Below are 16582 nucleotides of genomic sequence, written 5' to 3'. Positions count from 1 at the left end.
GTAAACTGCTGCTTTTGGCGACTTCATCGTCTGCCTCAAGCGTGGGGCGCATTTTAGAGATTTAACTGCGCCCGTCAAGCGCCTTTTGAGCATTTTGATATGTTTTTTTGCTGACTGCTGCTTTTCTGCGCAAACCGTTGAGAAAAAGAACAAAAAAGCCCACCGAAGTGGGCTTTTCTTCAACTTTTAAAAGCTTTGGTTAGTTTTTAGGGTCGCCTTTAGGGCCGCCTTTACCGCCGCCCTTACCGCCGCCACCAGTATCGCCACCGGTATCGCCACCAGTGCCACCACCAGAACCACCACAGCCGTTAGCAGTTAAGTAGTCAACCGCAGCTTTGGCTTGAACAATACCATGGCCATAAGCATTATCGCGACCAGCCGCACCTTTATCGATTGCCGTTGCCGCAAGCGCCGCACGGATATCGTTGTTAGTACATGCAGTATGTTGCGACCAAACTAATGCTGCAACACCAGCAACATGAGGTGTCGCCATAGAGGTGCCATCAAAGAACGCCCAATCACTATCTGTCACACCCACAGTCGCTGAACTACCCAGCTGACCTAACATAGCAGCACCATCAGTATCACTTGCTCCAACAGCAGGGATAGAAGCGCTGTATGTACCCAAGGTACCGAGAACTACACCGGGTTCATTATTGAACACAATTGCCGCAGCACCACCACCCGCTTCACAAGCCTGAACTTTTTCAGCAAATGAAATCACGCCACGTTCAATCAGACACACTGCGCCAGCAGCACCGGCACAAGCTGAATCACCAATACCGCAATCAACGAGAGGGCCCGTTGCTGACGTGCGAGCAGTTCCGTCCATGCCTGTTGCAGCATAGCTTGCGCCGCCAACAGTCAATTCAACACGTTCACCAGTACCACGTGGAACCGATGACAACACTGCAACACCTGGGCCAGCTAACTCTACTTGCGAAGTTTGCTGAGAGAATGCAGCAATAGTTTCCGTTGAGTCTACAGCAGCAACCGATACTACAGAGTCATAAGAAGCAGGATACGAGTCGCGTGTATTACCATCATTACCCGCAGCGGCAATACTTAAGATACCTGCGCTGTTCAGCTGACCAAACGCGCGATCTTCCGTACGGTTAGCGCGGCTGCCACCCAAACTCATATTGATTACTTTTGCGCCTTCTTGCGCACACTCATCAGCGGCAGCGATTAATGAAGACGAATAGCTCCAACCTGATGCGCCAAACACTTTGACGATATGCAGGTTCACTTGACCATTCGGCAACACGCCGACTACGCCATCACCATTTGTCAATGCTGCAATAGTACCTGCAACGTGAGTACCATGGCCGTTTTCATCTGAATACCAGTTGCCACTGCCACTATTAAAGCGACCTGTTACACCACTGGTTGGCAGATCTGGATGACCCAGGTCATAACCAGAATCGATAATACATACTTTGACTGCGCCTGCAGCAGCATCAGACACTTGATCCGCCTGAACCTGAACAATGCCGTAAGGTAGGTTCGGCTCATATTCAGAACTGAGGAGCTGACGTGGCGAATCTTCTTCAACCAAAACCACATTGGGGTTGTTACGAAGACCGTTCAACGCTTGCGCTGGAACCGTCACTGCCATCGCGTCAAAGTTAGACAAATCGACATTCTTATTACCGCCGACACGGTTAACCATTTGCTCAACTTGCGCTTTGCTACCCGGTTTAAATTGAATGATGACCCGCTCTTTATCTGCTGGAGCGGCTTGCACTGCTGTCGCAACAGCAAAAGAGAGTGCAGCGAGCGTGAACACGCCACGTTTAGTATGATTTGACATAAATAAAACCTTATTATTCTTGTTAGAAATCCTGTTGTTCGTCGTACTTAGTTGTTATTTTAACCAGCACTTGAAACATATTGTTACTTTCTGTAATCAACTGCAACCCTTAATTTTGAGCTTTTTTGTAAAGCCCAAAATGCGTACAATGCGCGCTCATTGAATTGAGGCACTCATGACGCACCAGGCTATACAACACGCAGATTATCAGCAGCAATTGACCGACAAAGTATCTCGCTTAAAGGCTCTTATTGGCCCCTATTGTGAGAGCGAACCCGAGCTATTTGCATCACCGTCTACACATTATCGAATGCGAGCCGAGTTTCGTATTTGGCATGAAGGCGATGACATGTACTGCATCATGTTTGATCCAGACACGCGCGAACGCATTCGAATCGATGAATTCCCGGTAGGAAGTAAGCTGATCAACACGCTTATGAAAGCTTCCATCGACTACATGAAGTCGAACGAGGCATTGCGACGTAAGCTCTTCCAAATAGAATTTTTAACGACGACTCATCAGCAGGCTTTGGTTTCGCTCATTTATCACCGTCCGCTTGGCGACGATTGGGAAGTTGCAGCTCAAGAGCTACGCGCACATTTGCAGCAGTTCGCGACGATTCACTTAGTTGGCCGCTCACGCAAACAAAAAATTGTTCTTGATCAAGACTGGGTCCTCGAAAAGCTGACCATTGCAGATCGAGATTACTGGTTTCAACAGGTTGAAAACAGCTTTACTCAACCGAACGCGGCGGTCAATCAGCAGATGGTGACGTGGGCTATAGATGCAACCAAGAATAGTACCGGTGATTTACTCGAGCTTTATTGCGGAAACGGTAACTTTAGTTTGCCAATGGCGCAGAACTTTGAGCGGGTGCTCGCCACGGAGATCAGCAAAACATCAGTAGCTTCGGCACGCTACAACTGTGAGCTGAACAACATCGATAATGTCACTTTGGTGCGAATGTCTGCTGAGGAGTTCAGTGCGGTGATGGCGGGAGAACTCGAATCTCGTCGAGCGCAAGAGGCTGATATTCGCTCATTTAAGTGCAACACCGTTTTGGTTGACCCGCCACGAGCAGGTTTGGATGCAGAAACCGTAGAGTTAGTTCGACACTACGAGACGATTGTCTACATCTCGTGTAATCCAGAAACTTTGGTAGAAAATATTGCGGCGTTAACGGATACCCATGCGGTGCAGCGTTATGCACTCTTTGATCAGTTCCCGTACACACACCATATGGAAGCAGGTGTTATTCTGAAACGGCGTCCGCTATAGCTGTATTGCCGCGAATCAATCGTAAATTGACCCAATGTGCAGCGATAATCATTGAAGCGCCGAGTAAGATAATAATGGGTTCGCCCATTTCACCGAGACTATCTTTGTGCCAATAAATCACACCACCGGCTAACAATAGGGCAATTGGATACGCCTTCATATGCTGACGCATACCAATAAATAATGCGACCATGCCAAGAATGATACTGGTACCCAGAATCACACGCTCTAAGATTTCTTCTCCAATAAATGACAACCCAATCATCGACAACAAAGGCAGAATCACAGGCAGCAACAAGCAGTGCAGAGCGCACAGTGTTGTTACCCACATTCCAGTTTTATCGATAGATTGCTTGGTCATGGAAAAATCTTTGAACCATAGGTCGTGAATTCGATTGTTATATTATAACATCACGATACTTGGGGCAAGTCACTGTTCAAATGATTGTCGCGCACTAGGCGCGGTCATGCGCAAAAGGCAAAATTTCTTCGATGTGTTGCTTATGAGTGGCAAGCATCACCAACCGATCAAAACCAAGAGCGACACCCGCACAACTGGGGAGCCCCGATTCCAACGCGGCAAGTAATCGCGGATCGGCCTGCATTGCTGTTAACCCATTTTGGGCTCGCTGTTTCTGATCATTCTGAAACCGCTTTGTTTGTTCGGCGACATCAGTCAATTCAAAATAGCCATTGGCTAGCTCTATACCGTTCACGAATACTTCGAAACGTTGGGCTGTCGCAGGATCATCCGAGCTCGGTGCAGCAAGCGCAGCTTGCGCAATCGGAAAATGGGTGATGAAAACAATTGTATTCGCGGGTAATTGCGGCTCGATCACTACGCTCAGAGCCAATTGCTGAAGCGTCGTAAAATCACTCTCTCGGGCCGCTAAATCAGCAACTTCCGATCGTTTGAGCAGTTGTGCCTGCAATTGTTCAAAGCCGTTCGAAGCAAAGATATCGACATCCAAAAATACCCTGAAGGCCTCAGCGTAAGTGAATGATTGTACTTGATTTAGCTCCAGCATTTGCTGTAAGTAAGCGCTCACCTCAGCAATAAGATCTGCCATAGTAAAACCAACGCGATACCACTCAAGCATCGTAAACTCGGGATTGTGTCGCCGACCTTGCTCGTCATTACGAAACACTTTACCTAGTTGATAGATGCAACCGGAGCCGGCAGCGAGGAGACGCTTCATAGCAAATTCAGGGGAGGTTTGCAGATACCACTTACGGCTATCGCCACTCAGCTTGGTCTCGAGATTACTTAAATGAACATCGGTGACACCAAACCGACTTAGGAGCGGAGTATCGACTTCCAAGACTTGTCGCGCAGCGAAAAACGCTCGTGTCTGTTGCAAAAGTGCAGCACGCTGACGAAGCGTTTCCAGCGTTGCGCTTGGGCGCCACTCATCGGCATGCTGCATACTTCTGGCCGTTATTTCTGAACGCGTGATACGTACTCGCCAGAGCGAGTATCGACCTTAATGACTTCGCCGATTTGCACGAATAAAGGTACTTTCACAACCGCGCCAGTGCTCAAGGTTGCTGGTTTGCCGCCAGTGCCCGCAGTATCGCCCTTCAGACCTGGATCGGTTTCGACAATTTCCAGTTCGACAAAGTTTGGCGGAGTCACCGCAATCGGGTTGCCGTTCCACAACGTGAGCGTGCAGATATCTTGCTCGACTAACCATTTGGTCATATCGCCCACTGCTTTCGCATCGGCTGCAATTTGTTCAAAGGTTTCGTTGTTCATGAAATGCCAGAACTCACCGTCATTGTACAAGTAAGCTAAGTCGACATCGATGACGTCAGCGCCTTCAACGCTATCGCCTGATTTAAACGTTTTCTCAACCACTTTGCCGCTGATCAATTTGCGGATACGAACCCGGTTAAAGGCCTGCCCTTTGCCTGGTTTGACCATCTCGTTTTCGAGAATGTTGCAAGGCTCGCCGTCCTGCATGATTTTCAGACCGGCTTTAAATTCATTGGTGCTGTAGTTCGCCATAGCTTCCTCGTATGCTTTCAAATAAGCGATTTCGCGCGCAATAATAAACCAAAGCGCTACAATTTTCAGGTAAAATCAGTGCCGAATCCAAAGAATTTTCGAAACTCTTATCCTTGAAGGAAGCCCGTGACGACCTCTGCAACCATCTCTATTCGGCCGCAATGGCAGCAAGAACTCGCACAAGCGGTCACGGATCCGCACGAGTTGATTCAGCTACTGGACCTGACGGACCAAGTGAGTACAGATGATATTGCTGCACGACGTTTGTTTCCGCTGCGAGTCCCCAAGCACTTTGTCAGCCTGATGAGCCGTGGCGACCGTAACGACCCACTGTTGCTGCAAGTACTTCCAAACGCAGATGAATTTGTTGAAGCTCCAGGTTACACCACTGATCCCTTGGTTGAGCAAGGTTCAACGCAAGCGCTTCTGCATAAGTATCAATCGCGTGTGCTGATTATCTTTCGAGGTGGCTGCGCTATCAACTGTCGGTATTGCTTTCGGCGCCACTTCCCTTATGAAGATCATCATTTTGGAGCGCAGGAACGCGCTCATTTGCTGAATTACATTAAGCAAGATCCAGCCATTAATGAAGTCATTCTGAGTGGGGGCGACCCGCTAATGGCGACTGACCAACAATTGGCGCGCTTATTAACCGAGTTGGAAGCTTTACCGCAATTAAAGCGAATTCGTATTCACAGTCGGCTGCCCGTCGTCATTCCCAGTCGATTGACACGAAAGCTCGCGGAGCGTCTGCAGCAAAGCCGATTGCAGTGTATTTTAGTGCTGCATGCCAATCACCCGCGCGAGGTATCACCAGCGCTACATGCAGGTACGCAGCTTTGGGCGGCACACGGTATTACGTTGTTCAATCAAAGTGTGTTGTTGAAGGGAGTGAATGATAGCGCTGAAACGCTAACCGAACTCAGTGAAGCTTTGTTTGACGCACGGATTATGCCGTACTACTTACATCAATTGGATAAAGTAGCGGGCGCCAGTCACTTCGCTGTTAGCGATGAAGGCGCCCGCTTGATTGAGGCGGAGTTGCGAGCTCGTCTGCCTGGGTTTCTCGTGCCTAAATTAGTCCGAGAGATAGCCGGCGAGCCCAGTAAAACTCCTTTATAACTGAATCTTAGTTATTACGTTCAAAGGTGTCGTTAAACCAACGGTCCAACAACTTTTTCTCGTAATACAGCTCATCACGACCACTTTCTTTCGCTGCTCGCATGGTTTGATGCGCACCCATGTCACGTAAATTTACGGACTCTTCACTGAGCACTGCACCTGAGCTATCGGTGTACTGATAGCTAAACTCAATGCGTGGGTAGTCGATGCGATCAACAATTCGCATGTAGGCTGCACCACCTTGACCGTAAGTAGGTTCAACGCGACCGGTAATGTCTAAATCAGTGACTGTAATCGAGAGCGTATTTCCTTCAGGCAATTGGGCGGCTAAACTTTCAAAATGCTTAGTCAGCCCCTCAAATAATTGCGCTTGGAAAGATGACTGCCGTTCATTCACTGCTTCAATGTCACGGTAATCGTCTGGATTTTTGAATTCCACTTTGGCGGTCGCTGCCAACGCAGTCGAGCTCATTAGCGCCAATGAAATTGCCATCGATAGTGTAGTTAACTGTTTCATAATGTACCTCCTTGGGTAGCTTTCATAAGTAAAGATGCATCATTTGCCGCAAATGTGACAGTTCTTTGCATGGCTTTAACTTATTTCGGGCAATAAAAAAGGGCGACTCGCAAGTCGCCCTTCTAATACTGCCATGACAGGACTTACATCATGCCCATGTTTGACTATCACCTAGCCCACGTATTGCGTGGATTCTGGGCTTCAGAGATAATACCTGTCTACATCAATGTCTACATTAGTGTCTTCATTTGTAGTGGTAGAAATGACAAAAAGAAAAAGCAATAACATCCATCTAAAGCTTCGGGGTAACGTCTGGTGGTATCAGCGACGTGTTCCTAAAGCATTACAAAAATTCTATCCTGACACAGCAACCATCTCTCGTAGCTTGGACACATCGGATGTTCATATAGCTCGTAAGTTAAGGGATAAGATAAACGGTGAGCTTGCTCATTCAGCATTAACGAGAACCGACGATGATAATAAAAGGTTCAGAGAACTTGTGCGTGAAATGCGAGCTGAAAAGGAAATCAACCAAGATTGGGATGCATGGATTTATCCTGAAAAGTTGTTGGAACGTGGTGATGAGCTAACACTGCGAGCTTACATGACCGTCAATGGCAAAGAAAATTATGAGCGCTATTACGCCTTTACCGTTCGTGAAGCTTTAGCTGAATGGCTTAATCGACATGGCGTGAACAAATCGAAGGAAACGCAACGCAAAGTTGAGCAGTCCGTAAACCTGTTCCTTGAATTTATGGATGCTGTCGATATGCCTATAAATGACATCACGAGACGACATGCTTATGACTTTCTGGCAACGATTGAGAAGGCCAAAGCTCGTGCAACGTGCCAAGCTCACATGAGCCGTCTAAAAACCCTTTGGAAGAATACTCGTGACTTAGGCGAAGTTAGCGGTGAAAACCCATTTGAAGGACACAGTTACACTAGCCCAATTACTAACAATAGAAAGCAGATGTTTGAGCCTCATGAACTACGAAAAATCATGGAGCTTATCAACGGTGAATCAAGAGAGCGCCAGCTATACATTCAGCTAGCTCTCTTTACTGGCTGTCGTTTAAGTGAACTCGGTAACCTTAAAAAGCGTCATCTGATGGAAAAAGGAGGCGTTCCATACATATTTATTGAGCAGGGCAAAACTTCAGCGGCAACTCGAAACGTTCCTATCCCTAGAGACATAGCCAGTGAGCTAAAAGTTATCGCTGAGCAACTAGACGATGAGTCGCCACTACTCGGCATCGAAGGGAAGACATTTGGCCGTTGGTTCTCAGTTTTAAAAACTAACCACATTACAGATGACTCAACAAAGAGCTTCCACTCATTCAGGGGCATGTTCATCACGGCCTTAAAACGCTGTGACATACCCGAGACAATTACTGCCGAAATCGTAGGTCACAAGCGAGGTTCAACGATGTCTTACGGTTACTATGCGAAAGACAATGAGGTACAGAAACTGAGTGAAAGCGCCAGTAAAGCTGAGAATTACATTAGAACTGAATGGTTAGGTAACAAAATGAAGTGAGGTTAATTATGGCAAAAAAAGCAAAATCGAAGCCTATAAAAATTGATAAATACAAGCCAGCGTTAAACGGACTATACCCTCGTCACTACGGATGGTATCTGACTCAATGTCATTCAACAGACTTTCAAGATATGTTCGGAGTAACGATAAAAGCTGGAGAAGCATATTACCGCAGGTATGTCGCAGGGATAGCTTATCAGTTGAGTATGCAATCTATGGATTCATTCATATCGTTGTTATTCGACTACAATGACGGACTGGTAGGTTTGGGTGAGAAGCTGCACGAATTGAATGAAACTAAGAGTATGAAAGACCTAGAGGACGCTAGAGATCTTTTGGAAAGCGCTGGGGCGTAAACCGCCCCGAGCTATAATATCAAACATCAAGTTTATCTGCGTTTTTTACTACCAGTCTTGCAAGTCGAGAAGCTAGTTCGTCAATTTCTTGGTTTAGTCGCTCAACTTCTCCCTTAGCTCTGTTTAGAGTGAATTCCCACGTCGCTATCACGCGTTTCTTCTGTTCAAGTTGCTCATGGAGGCTTACTAATTCGTCCATTTTTTCTTTCCCTCAGCTTTTATCTAGGCCGAGCAATTTTAGCAAAAAAATTTGTGAGCCTATTCGACAAATAAGGAAAAGCGATTCCCCCCCGTAGGGGTGCTTGTGCTTATCGAACATATCTCGAATCGCCAACGACCTAAGCGTTGGGAAGCTTTAGTAGAAGCGCTTGAGTCCTTGCGCCAGTAAATTCGTAGGCTGCGGCTGCTTTTTTAATGAGTCGCTCATCACTACTTAACAGGTAATCACAATGCGTGGCTAACGAAACGTGCTGCATGTCACTAAAGGAACTAGCAAATCTCTTACGTTCTTTTAATCCTTTATCGGGGTAATAACCAGCCAAGTTCAGATGAAAGTAGACGCTTGATACCTGCTCAGACACGAAGTTCCTTCGTTCGGGGTTTATGGGGTTAGGAGCATCTACGCCAAAGAACTGATACATGGTAACGTCTGACTGATTAATGTTTTCGTCACGAGATATCACTTGCCACACTTGCTCGACAACTTTTGGTGGCTCTATGTTATTAAGGTCTTTTGGGCTTAGCCTAAGCTCTTCTCGGTAACGACTGAGCGCTGACTGAGAAGTATCGTTAAGCTTAAGGGTGGTCTTAAGGTTATCCGCAAGCTGCTTAAGAATGATTTTGTAGTCTTTTAGCGAGACTGCTTTCATTGTTCCTAAAGACTCAAATAGGCGCGGAAGCTCTTCTCTAGCGTTTGGGAAGAATGGCTCTAGATTTCTTATGTTGTCTTCTAGTGACTTAGCGTTACGCTCAAATGCTTCAAGCATTCTCTTAATTATGTCGTCGACTGTAAGATCTGGTAGCCCTCCCATTACCTTGTGAGTGACTAGTAAGTTGGCTTCAACTAAGTAATCTAGGTCGCGATTCTGAATGAAGTTCTGATATACCTCAGCAGGACTCTGAGACTGAATGATTGCATCACCCGTCGGCGTGAATTGGGCGTTTAGGTTTAACCGCAAATGAAACGCTTCTAACTCTTTTAGAACATTCAAGTATTCCGTAGCGTTTCCACCACCATCTTCCGCTCGACTTATCTCTCTGAGTGTTTCGTCTGAGTAAATTGCACGGAAGCGCTCTGAGAATGTGGCGTCATCAAATGAGTAAACGCCTTTTCGCAAAGAGTCGATTATGTTCTGGTCTAAATACAACAAAGGCCTAGCGTCTTCACTATCACGGTAATACGGAATCATCAGCGCCCTCTCAAGCTTTAGCTAATCTCCACACCTTACTTAGTAATATCCAGCGATACAATCCTCCCAGCACAGTGATTCATTTAGGTATACCTCAACGATACACACAAATGAGACACAAAAAAGTGTATCAATAGAATTGATTTTAATATTTTAAGACAGTATAAAATTATCAGTCTAGAGTTAAATGAGACAGTTGAGGTGATTTTTGTATGTATAAAATTGGCTATATCCGAGTATCATCCGTTGACCAAAATACTGAGCGCCAGTTAGAGGGAATGGAGTTAAATAAATTTTATGTAGATAAATGTTCGGGCTCTACTACTGAGCGCCCACAATTAATCGAGTTACTAAAGGATGTCCGTGAGGGAGACATTGTTTACGTTCATAGCATCGACCGAATGGCTCGTAATCTCGAAGATCTGCTGAGTCTGATTAAACAATTCAATGAAAAGGATACTACGTTGCACTTCGTTAAAGAGGATCTGAAGTTCAAAGGGAGCGGTGACGATGCATCTCAGAAGTTAATGCTATCTATTATGGGGGCTGTTGCCGAATTTGAACGAGCGATTATCTTGGAACGCCAACGAGAAGGTATTGCTAGAGCGAAGCAACGTGGCGTTTACAAAGGGCGCAAGAAGTCTGTCGATAGAGACAAGGTGCTTGAGCTTCACCAGCAAGGCGTTAAGAAAATGCAGATAGCTAAAAAGCTAGGGATTGGTCGAGCGACTGTCTATCGAATACTTGAAGAACAGGCTGAGGCATAAAGTCTCAGCCGCTCGTGAGTAACTGAACTTTACACCAAGACAATATGGCTAGGACGCTTTTCAGGCTCATCTATTTGCCAATCTCCAGACTCAATAAGTCCGCTTACCGCAGACTTTATAGTTACACGCCCTCGCTTAAGATTCTCAACATACCCATCTAGCTCTTTCCTAACTGAATCGTTTCTAATAATTGGAATAATAACCTTCTTAGCGTCATCGCGTGAAATTTCTGCCAAACCGTCTGAACCCCTTGCGAAAGAACGCATTTGTACTCCCCAGCCCTCAGTATTCATATAAGCCAGCAAATCAATCAGGTGATGTTCAAACTCCGGTTTAATACGACAACGGTGGCACCCATTTGTTACAACATGACTATCATAACCTTGACCGATAAAGCACCACTTTACGGCACTCCCCCATATTGAGCCAAAATAAATATCTCCACTTTCAGCGAAGTGTCGTGCTCTGCTGGGTAATTCCCATCCCTTTAGCTTATTGCTATTAAAGTCGCCAAACCCTATATCGCTAAGTTCAACATAGAAATAATCGCGAGAAGGGACTGTTCTTACAGCGGCTCCTCCAGAAGTTTTCTTTTCATCAATAAAATCAACTATATCTCCAAGTACGAGATGGTCGTGTTTAGCTATTCCGTCCCGTAGATGACGTACTTTTCTGCTGTAGCGCTTGGGGTCAATGGTTAAATCAGGGTCTGAATACACCTCTTTAATATCAATAGACCATCCTTCAAATCCATCTGCGGGTGATTGTCCTTCAGTCAACCAATCAAAACATTCAGTAGCGCCGCTTGCTCTGATTCGATTTATAGCGGCCTCAAAGTCTGAGTCGACTATGTAATCCCCGTCATCGTCTACAATAAAGCTTCCATCGTCTGGATTTCTGACATAAGTCGGTGCAGCTTTTTTATTACCTGCTTCACATCCTACCTTCTCAATCATCTCGACAAAGAATTGATAGTCATCATCCGCGGGGCTTGAAGGCTTTGATTTCTTTTCCAAGAACAAAACGCTAGCACTTACATCTGCACCACTAGCTTTGAAAGTAAATCTAGGGAAAGAACAAATTCCTGCAAGCCGCGCATGTGTTAATAACCATTCACGGAATACTTGGTAACGATGCGAGCGATTCCCCAAATAGCCATTAGGCAGGATTATACCAATTCGGCCATTTGGTCTAGCTTGCTTCAGACAAACTTCAACAAACAACAACCCAGATTCCTGCGAATCTAATAATTTAGAGCTTTTCTGAAGTCCATTTTCAGAAAGCGACCATTCATATCCCAGATCGAAGTGCCGTAATACCGACTTTCTTTTCTCTATGATTTTCTTACCAAAGGGTGGGTTACATAGCATGATGTCGTATCTACTAAGACTATCTTCTACTGTTTCTAGAGAGTCAGCTTTTTGAATATTAGTTTTACCATCGCCATTTAGAACCATGTTTAAAACTGACACTTGGACAGCATTCGCCGAGTTATCAACGCCCCATACACAATCTGCATATCCTGGGTTGAACTCACGACCAATGTGAAATGCTGCAACTAAAAAGTCGGCACTGCCACATGCAGGGTCGCAAACATGTTCACCAAACTGAGGGTTCGCCAATTTGACGATAAAATCAGTTACCTCGGTCGGTGTGAAGAACTGTGCCAGATCCCACTTGTACATGTGTTTAGCAAACTTCATGTAAAAGGTCTGAACAATATCCCGTTTTGAGTGTGTGATTCTAACTGGAGCCAATATCCTTAGGACATCTAGCAGGGTATCACCAGAGACTGGAATAGAGCTCTCGATGGGGTTCGGGAGATGCTTTTCATAAAAAGTCACAGCCTTCGCTAGGATCTTGTTGAATTTATTCAATGCAGTATTCGATGGGGTGCCTATTGCACTGTAATCCTGTATACCGACCTCAGTATCAGGCCTTGTCGCATGAGCGTGCTCATCAAATATTTTTGCAAGCAATAACTGTAAGATAATCTCGTATCGTTTCTCGTGGTCGAACGATGCTTGATGCAAAATGTTCTCTATCCGTTCAAAAACATCGAGTAAGGAGTCTGACGGCGCAGTATCAGCAAATGTTAGAGGCTTCGTTTTTATTTGAATGCCATATTCAGGCAAAAAGCTAAGAGGCCCCTCTAGAGTTCCTCTAGTTCCTCCCTCGATTTCTTGCCAAAACACGCGTTGTTCTACGTTGTCCCAATACAAACCTATGCAATCATCTCTTTTAGAAAAATCAAGCATTGGCTGAACTTGGGTATGCTTTACATAATCTGACTTTGCGTTGTCGCGCTTCACTTCACACAATAGGATTGCGTGCGATAACAGCGTGTCCACATCGTTAGTGTCAATACTATCTATTGGCACATCTAAAACCGCAAAATCACTTCGGAAACTGTTACGCCCCCCATTACCGAACTTTTTGACTACAGGCTCTATTTTTATATGGTCGACAGGGTAATCTAGTTCTTCTACAAGGTACTTTATAGCTTCTACTCTGTAATACTCTTCGGTTGGTGTTAATCCATCCTTGCTTTTCTTGGATGCTTTTAAAATGCCACGAACTGGACATTTAAGAGTTAACTTTGTAGACATCTGCTTTCCCTAGTTTAAAACGGCTCGAAGGTAAATTTTTATTTACAAATACTAATGGCTATGACCCCGTGAGGCAATAGAAACAGGCAGAGGGTTGTTCATTCAGCCTGCTTTAGCCAGCTTAATATAACTATTACTTATGGTTTTTAACGATTCTATATCACATCCCTATGGGGAGGCTAAGCCCCTGTTTTTAGCGTTCTCTAGCAATTCCCACCCCTATGATAAAGCCGCCGCAGTAGTGGTGGTCTTGTCCTTACTTAGTCAGCTACTGGTGACTGTCTGGTCATTGGCTTGGTAGATAATGACTCAATAACCATCATGGTACGAATGAGCTAGCGGTTGTCTGTTAGTTACCAGTTATCTTGTCTTAAATTGATTAATTAACCATCGAACTAAGTGATTTCGACTGGTCTATAAACAGACTTCTAGCCCTTGTCTTAGCACTCATCAACCAACTACTAGCCAAGCATTGACCAAGCACTAGACCTCACTGACTTCATTTCATTAGTTATTCATTAACCAGTAAGACGCTGGGGGGTGACTTACCTATATTAGAGACGACCTTATGTCATATACCAGTGGATTAGACGACCATTGGTTATCTCAGCGTCCTCATTAGGAGGATTCCATGATTCATCAACTGATTACTGACTCAGAGATTCACTACGAGTGGTCAAAGAGTCTCAGCAAGACCTACGGTTACACTGAGCATGTTCGAGTTGTTCCACTAGAGACCAGCTTAGGGTTATCAAGTAGTGCAATAACTGACCTGTTTAGTGAGTGGTATCCAAGCATTAGCAACAGAGCTAGAAGAGGAACTCAGCAAGCACTTCAAGCTGTACTCCTGAACATAGCTAGAGCGCTACGAGAGACCCAGCGACATTCAGCGATGACAGGCTTTATCTGCCCGACATCCAATACCCATCACAAAACTATCAAGCGTTATCAGGAGTGTGACTTTAGTCGAGTAGTGTTTGGTTCTGTACTGAAAGATCTGGCTGATAAAGGGCTGTTAGAGTGCCATAAAGGCTATCGTGGCAAAGATTTCAGCGTAGGCTTAGCATCACTTTGGTTGCCAACAGACAACGCTAGAGAGCTTCTCAGTGAGCTTAGCGCCAGCGCTGAGGTGATGCCATTTCACGATAACACTGAGAGCATTGTTCTTAAGGATGACGAGGGTGAACTCATCGACTACCAAGATAACGATGAGACACGCTTAATGCGCTCAGAGTTGGAGCTATTGAACGAGCTAAGGCAATCAGCAACGTGGTCTTATCGTCCTGCTGAGCGATTTCATAACGACACTGGCGAGCTAGTTCTAAGTGACCAATATGTATCGCTAGGCTCTCGTAATGTCCGCTTTAAACGCTCATTCAAAGGCTCATTCAATATCGGTGGTCGGTACTATGGTCATGCTCAATGTCTAAGCAAGGCTGAACGTTCCACTATCATCATCGACGGTGAGCCAACAATTGAGCAAGACATTAAAAGCATGCACGTTCGTATGCTCTACAACTATCTAGGCAAACCAGCGCCAGCAGATGGCTATGACATTGACGGATATGACCGAGAGACCGCTAAGAAAGTGGCTCTGATTGCGCTTAATGCCGATTCAGAGAAGTCTGCCGCTGGCGCTATTCGTCAGAGCTTAGGGTTTACCTCAAATGAAGCAAAGCAAGCCATAGAGAGCTTTAGGCAAGCCCACAAGCCCATCGCTGAGTTCTTGTATTCGTCTAGTTGGAAGCAACTGCAATACTTGGACAGTGAACTGGCTAGGGGGATTCAGCTTAGAGCGGCTGAACAGGGGATTCCTGTGATACCAATTCACGACAGTTTTCTAACTGGTTCGAGCAAGGCTGATATTTTGGCTGAGATAATTCATAGCGAATACGAGAAGCGATTCGGTTATCCGCCAACCTTTAGTAATGCTATTACTTATAAAAAAAACTTTAACATGATACAAAGTTAACATGTTTGTCCGATGAAATCATAGAATTGCTGAAAATTATTACAAGGAGTGGCGATGAGTATAGTAAACGGATCTGTAGAAAATGCTTTGCGAGATAAATTGACGGAGCTACAGCAGGAGCATTTCTCGAATCACGACGTAATTATATATTACGGACCAATCGAGTTTTGGGCTAAAAATCTATTTCGCCAACAACTAGAGGAGCATGGGAAAAACGCAGAGCGAAAAAACAACCTCTTAGTCATACTCCATACCGGTGGGGGGTCAGCTGAGAGCGTTGAAAAAATGGTCGAGATGTCACGCCATTTTTATGAGAATATTGATTTTTTAGTTCCTGATGTGGCTATGTCGGCTGGCACCATATGGTGTATGTCTGGCAATAAGATATATATGGATTATTCATCGTCTTTAGGCCCGATCGACCCACAAGTGCAAAATAATGATGGTAAGTGGGTTCCGGCCCTCGGCTATCTGGATAAATGCAACGAACTCATTGCTAGGAGTTCTGGTGGAGGGGTACTTAGTAATGCTGAAATCATAATGTTAAATAGTTTGGATTTAGCATCTCTCAGAGCATACGAGCAAGCTAGGGATCTATCTATTTCGCTATTGAAAAAGTGGCTAGTAGAATTTAAATTTCGTGACTGGAGTGAGCATAGAAGTACACCAGCGAAATTAGGACAACCAGTTACTGATGATGAGAAAGCTGAACGAGCAGAAGAAATAGCACAACTTCTAAGTGACAATAATAGATGGCACAGCCACAGTCGAATGCTCGGTATCAAAACACTTCAAAATGAACTAAAATTAGAAATTGATGACTATACTGACAATGCAGACTTAAGATTAGCAATAAATCGACTACATGATTTTTGTGTGGACTATACTCACAAAATGAACAAAATGGTTCTTGTAGGGTCAAAGTATGAGTTGTTGTCATAATCAGGGAGAACACTATGAGCTATTTAGTTAAGCAAGTAGAGAAGGTTATTGAAACGCAAAAGGCGGAAAATCAAAAGCTTAATCAACAACTTGAGTTTTTAAAGCAGGCACAGAAAGCAGGTGTAATCAAAAAACCTGAATATGATGTAGCTAGTAGAGTGTACCTCTCTTCTCCTGCTTAACATATAAACTAAAGACAGCCCCGCAAGGGGCTTTCTTTTGCGTTAAATTTAAGTTTGTTGCAAACA

At 45.0% G+C, this 16582-nt stretch carries 15 protein-coding genes; 8 read left to right on the top strand and 7 right to left on the bottom strand.

The window, feature by feature from the left end:
• Window positions 1–199: 199 nt before the first annotated feature.
• A complete protein-coding gene (locus CWE22_RS10100; RefSeq protein ID WP_169931345.1) occupies window positions 200–1813 on the bottom strand; it encodes a S8 family serine peptidase in 1614 nt (537 codons plus the stop codon).
• 175 nt (window positions 1814–1988) lie between these two features.
• On the opposite strand from CWE22_RS10100, the gene trmA reads away from it, so the two are divergent.
• Complete coding sequence (trmA, locus tag CWE22_RS10095) at window positions 1989–3092, top strand: tRNA (uridine(54)-C5)-methyltransferase TrmA (RefSeq protein WP_169931344.1); 1104 nt, start codon at window positions 1989–1991, stop codon at window positions 3090–3092.
• Here trmA and CWE22_RS10090 read toward each other — a convergent pair.
• The 3 genes from CWE22_RS10090 to efp all read right to left on the bottom strand — a co-directional run bounded on the left by CWE22_RS10090 (window position 3067) and on the right by efp (window position 5100).
• The gene (locus tag CWE22_RS10090) at window positions 3067–3453 is read right to left on the bottom strand and encodes a MerC domain-containing protein (protein ID WP_169931343.1); all 387 of its coding nucleotides are present in this window, start codon (window positions 3451–3453) and stop codon (window positions 3067–3069) included. The two genes, trmA and CWE22_RS10090, sit on opposite strands and share 26 nt — an antisense overlap.
• Window positions 3454–3547: 94 nt before the next feature.
• Window positions 3548–4519: an EF-P lysine aminoacylase EpmA gene (gene epmA / locus CWE22_RS10085; RefSeq protein ID WP_169931342.1), complete on the bottom strand. Its 972-nt coding sequence runs from the start codon at window positions 4517–4519 to the stop codon at window positions 3548–3550.
• An 11-nt stretch (window positions 4520–4530) separates the two neighbouring features.
• Window positions 4531–5100 carry an elongation factor P gene (gene efp, locus CWE22_RS10080; protein ID WP_169931341.1) on the bottom strand — a complete coding sequence of 190 codons (570 nt, stop codon included), beginning with the start codon at window positions 5098–5100 and terminating at the stop codon, window positions 4531–4533.
• Between the two features lie 126 nt (window positions 5101–5226).
• Between efp and epmB the strand changes: the two genes are divergently transcribed.
• A complete protein-coding gene (gene epmB / locus CWE22_RS10075) occupies window positions 5227–6222 on the top strand; it encodes an EF-P beta-lysylation protein EpmB (RefSeq protein WP_211618687.1) in 996 nt (331 codons plus the stop codon).
• Window positions 6223–6229: 7 nt separating this feature from the next.
• Here the strand turns inward: epmB and CWE22_RS10070 are convergent, their stop codons facing one another.
• Entirely contained in the window at window positions 6230–6739 is a 510-nt protein-coding gene (locus CWE22_RS10070) for a DUF3016 domain-containing protein (protein ID WP_169931340.1), read from the bottom strand.
• A 262-nt stretch (window positions 6740–7001) separates the two neighbouring features.
• Between CWE22_RS10070 and CWE22_RS10065 the strand changes: the two genes are divergently transcribed.
• Both CWE22_RS10065 and CWE22_RS10060 read left to right on the top strand, forming a co-directional pair.
• Entirely contained in the window at window positions 7002–8279 is a 1278-nt protein-coding gene (locus CWE22_RS10065; RefSeq protein WP_169931339.1) for a tyrosine-type recombinase/integrase, read from the top strand.
• 8 nt (window positions 8280–8287) lie between these two features.
• Entirely contained in the window at window positions 8288–8635 is a 348-nt protein-coding gene (locus CWE22_RS10060) for a hypothetical protein (protein WP_169931338.1), read from the top strand.
• 338 nt (window positions 8636–8973) lie between these two features.
• Here CWE22_RS10060 and CWE22_RS10055 read toward each other — a convergent pair whose 3' ends face one another.
• Window positions 8974–10044, bottom strand: coding sequence for a hypothetical protein (locus CWE22_RS10055; RefSeq protein ID WP_169931337.1), 1071 nt, complete (start codon window positions 10042–10044; stop codon window positions 8974–8976).
• Window positions 10045–10256: 212 nt separating this feature from the next.
• Between CWE22_RS10055 and CWE22_RS10050 the strand changes: the two genes are divergently transcribed.
• The gene (locus CWE22_RS10050) at window positions 10257–10811 is read left to right on the top strand and encodes a recombinase family protein (RefSeq protein WP_169931336.1); all 555 of its coding nucleotides are present in this window, start codon (window positions 10257–10259) and stop codon (window positions 10809–10811) included.
• Between the two features lie 29 nt (window positions 10812–10840).
• Here CWE22_RS10050 and CWE22_RS10045 read toward each other — a convergent pair whose 3' ends face one another.
• Window positions 10841–13420, bottom strand: coding sequence for an HsdM family class I SAM-dependent methyltransferase (locus tag CWE22_RS10045; protein ID WP_169931335.1), 2580 nt, complete (start codon window positions 13418–13420; stop codon window positions 10841–10843).
• Between the two features lie 631 nt (window positions 13421–14051).
• Between CWE22_RS10045 and CWE22_RS10040 the strand changes: the two genes are divergently transcribed.
• From CWE22_RS10040 to CWE22_RS10030, 3 genes are read left to right on the top strand one after another with little or no spacing between them, the layout of a single operon-like run.
• Window positions 14052–15392: a hypothetical protein gene (locus CWE22_RS10040; RefSeq protein ID WP_169931334.1), complete on the top strand. Its 1341-nt coding sequence runs from the start codon at window positions 14052–14054 to the stop codon at window positions 15390–15392.
• Between the two features lie 54 nt (window positions 15393–15446).
• Complete coding sequence (locus CWE22_RS10035; protein ID WP_169931333.1) at window positions 15447–16334, top strand: SDH family Clp fold serine proteinase; 888 nt, start codon at window positions 15447–15449, stop codon at window positions 16332–16334.
• 14 nt (window positions 16335–16348) lie between these two features.
• On the top strand, window positions 16349–16516 hold the full coding sequence (locus CWE22_RS10030; RefSeq protein WP_169931332.1) for a hypothetical protein: 168 nt from the start codon (window positions 16349–16351) through the stop codon (window positions 16514–16516).
• Window positions 16517–16582 lie beyond the last annotated feature (66 nt).

Origin of the sequence: Pseudidiomarina aestuarii (assembly GCF_003987355.1) — a bacterium.
GTDB lineage: Bacteria > Pseudomonadota > Gammaproteobacteria > Enterobacterales > Alteromonadaceae > Pseudidiomarina > Pseudidiomarina aestuarii.
The sequence above is the reverse complement of the archived record's forward strand: the minus strand, read 5'-3'. Positions and strand labels throughout refer to the sequence as shown.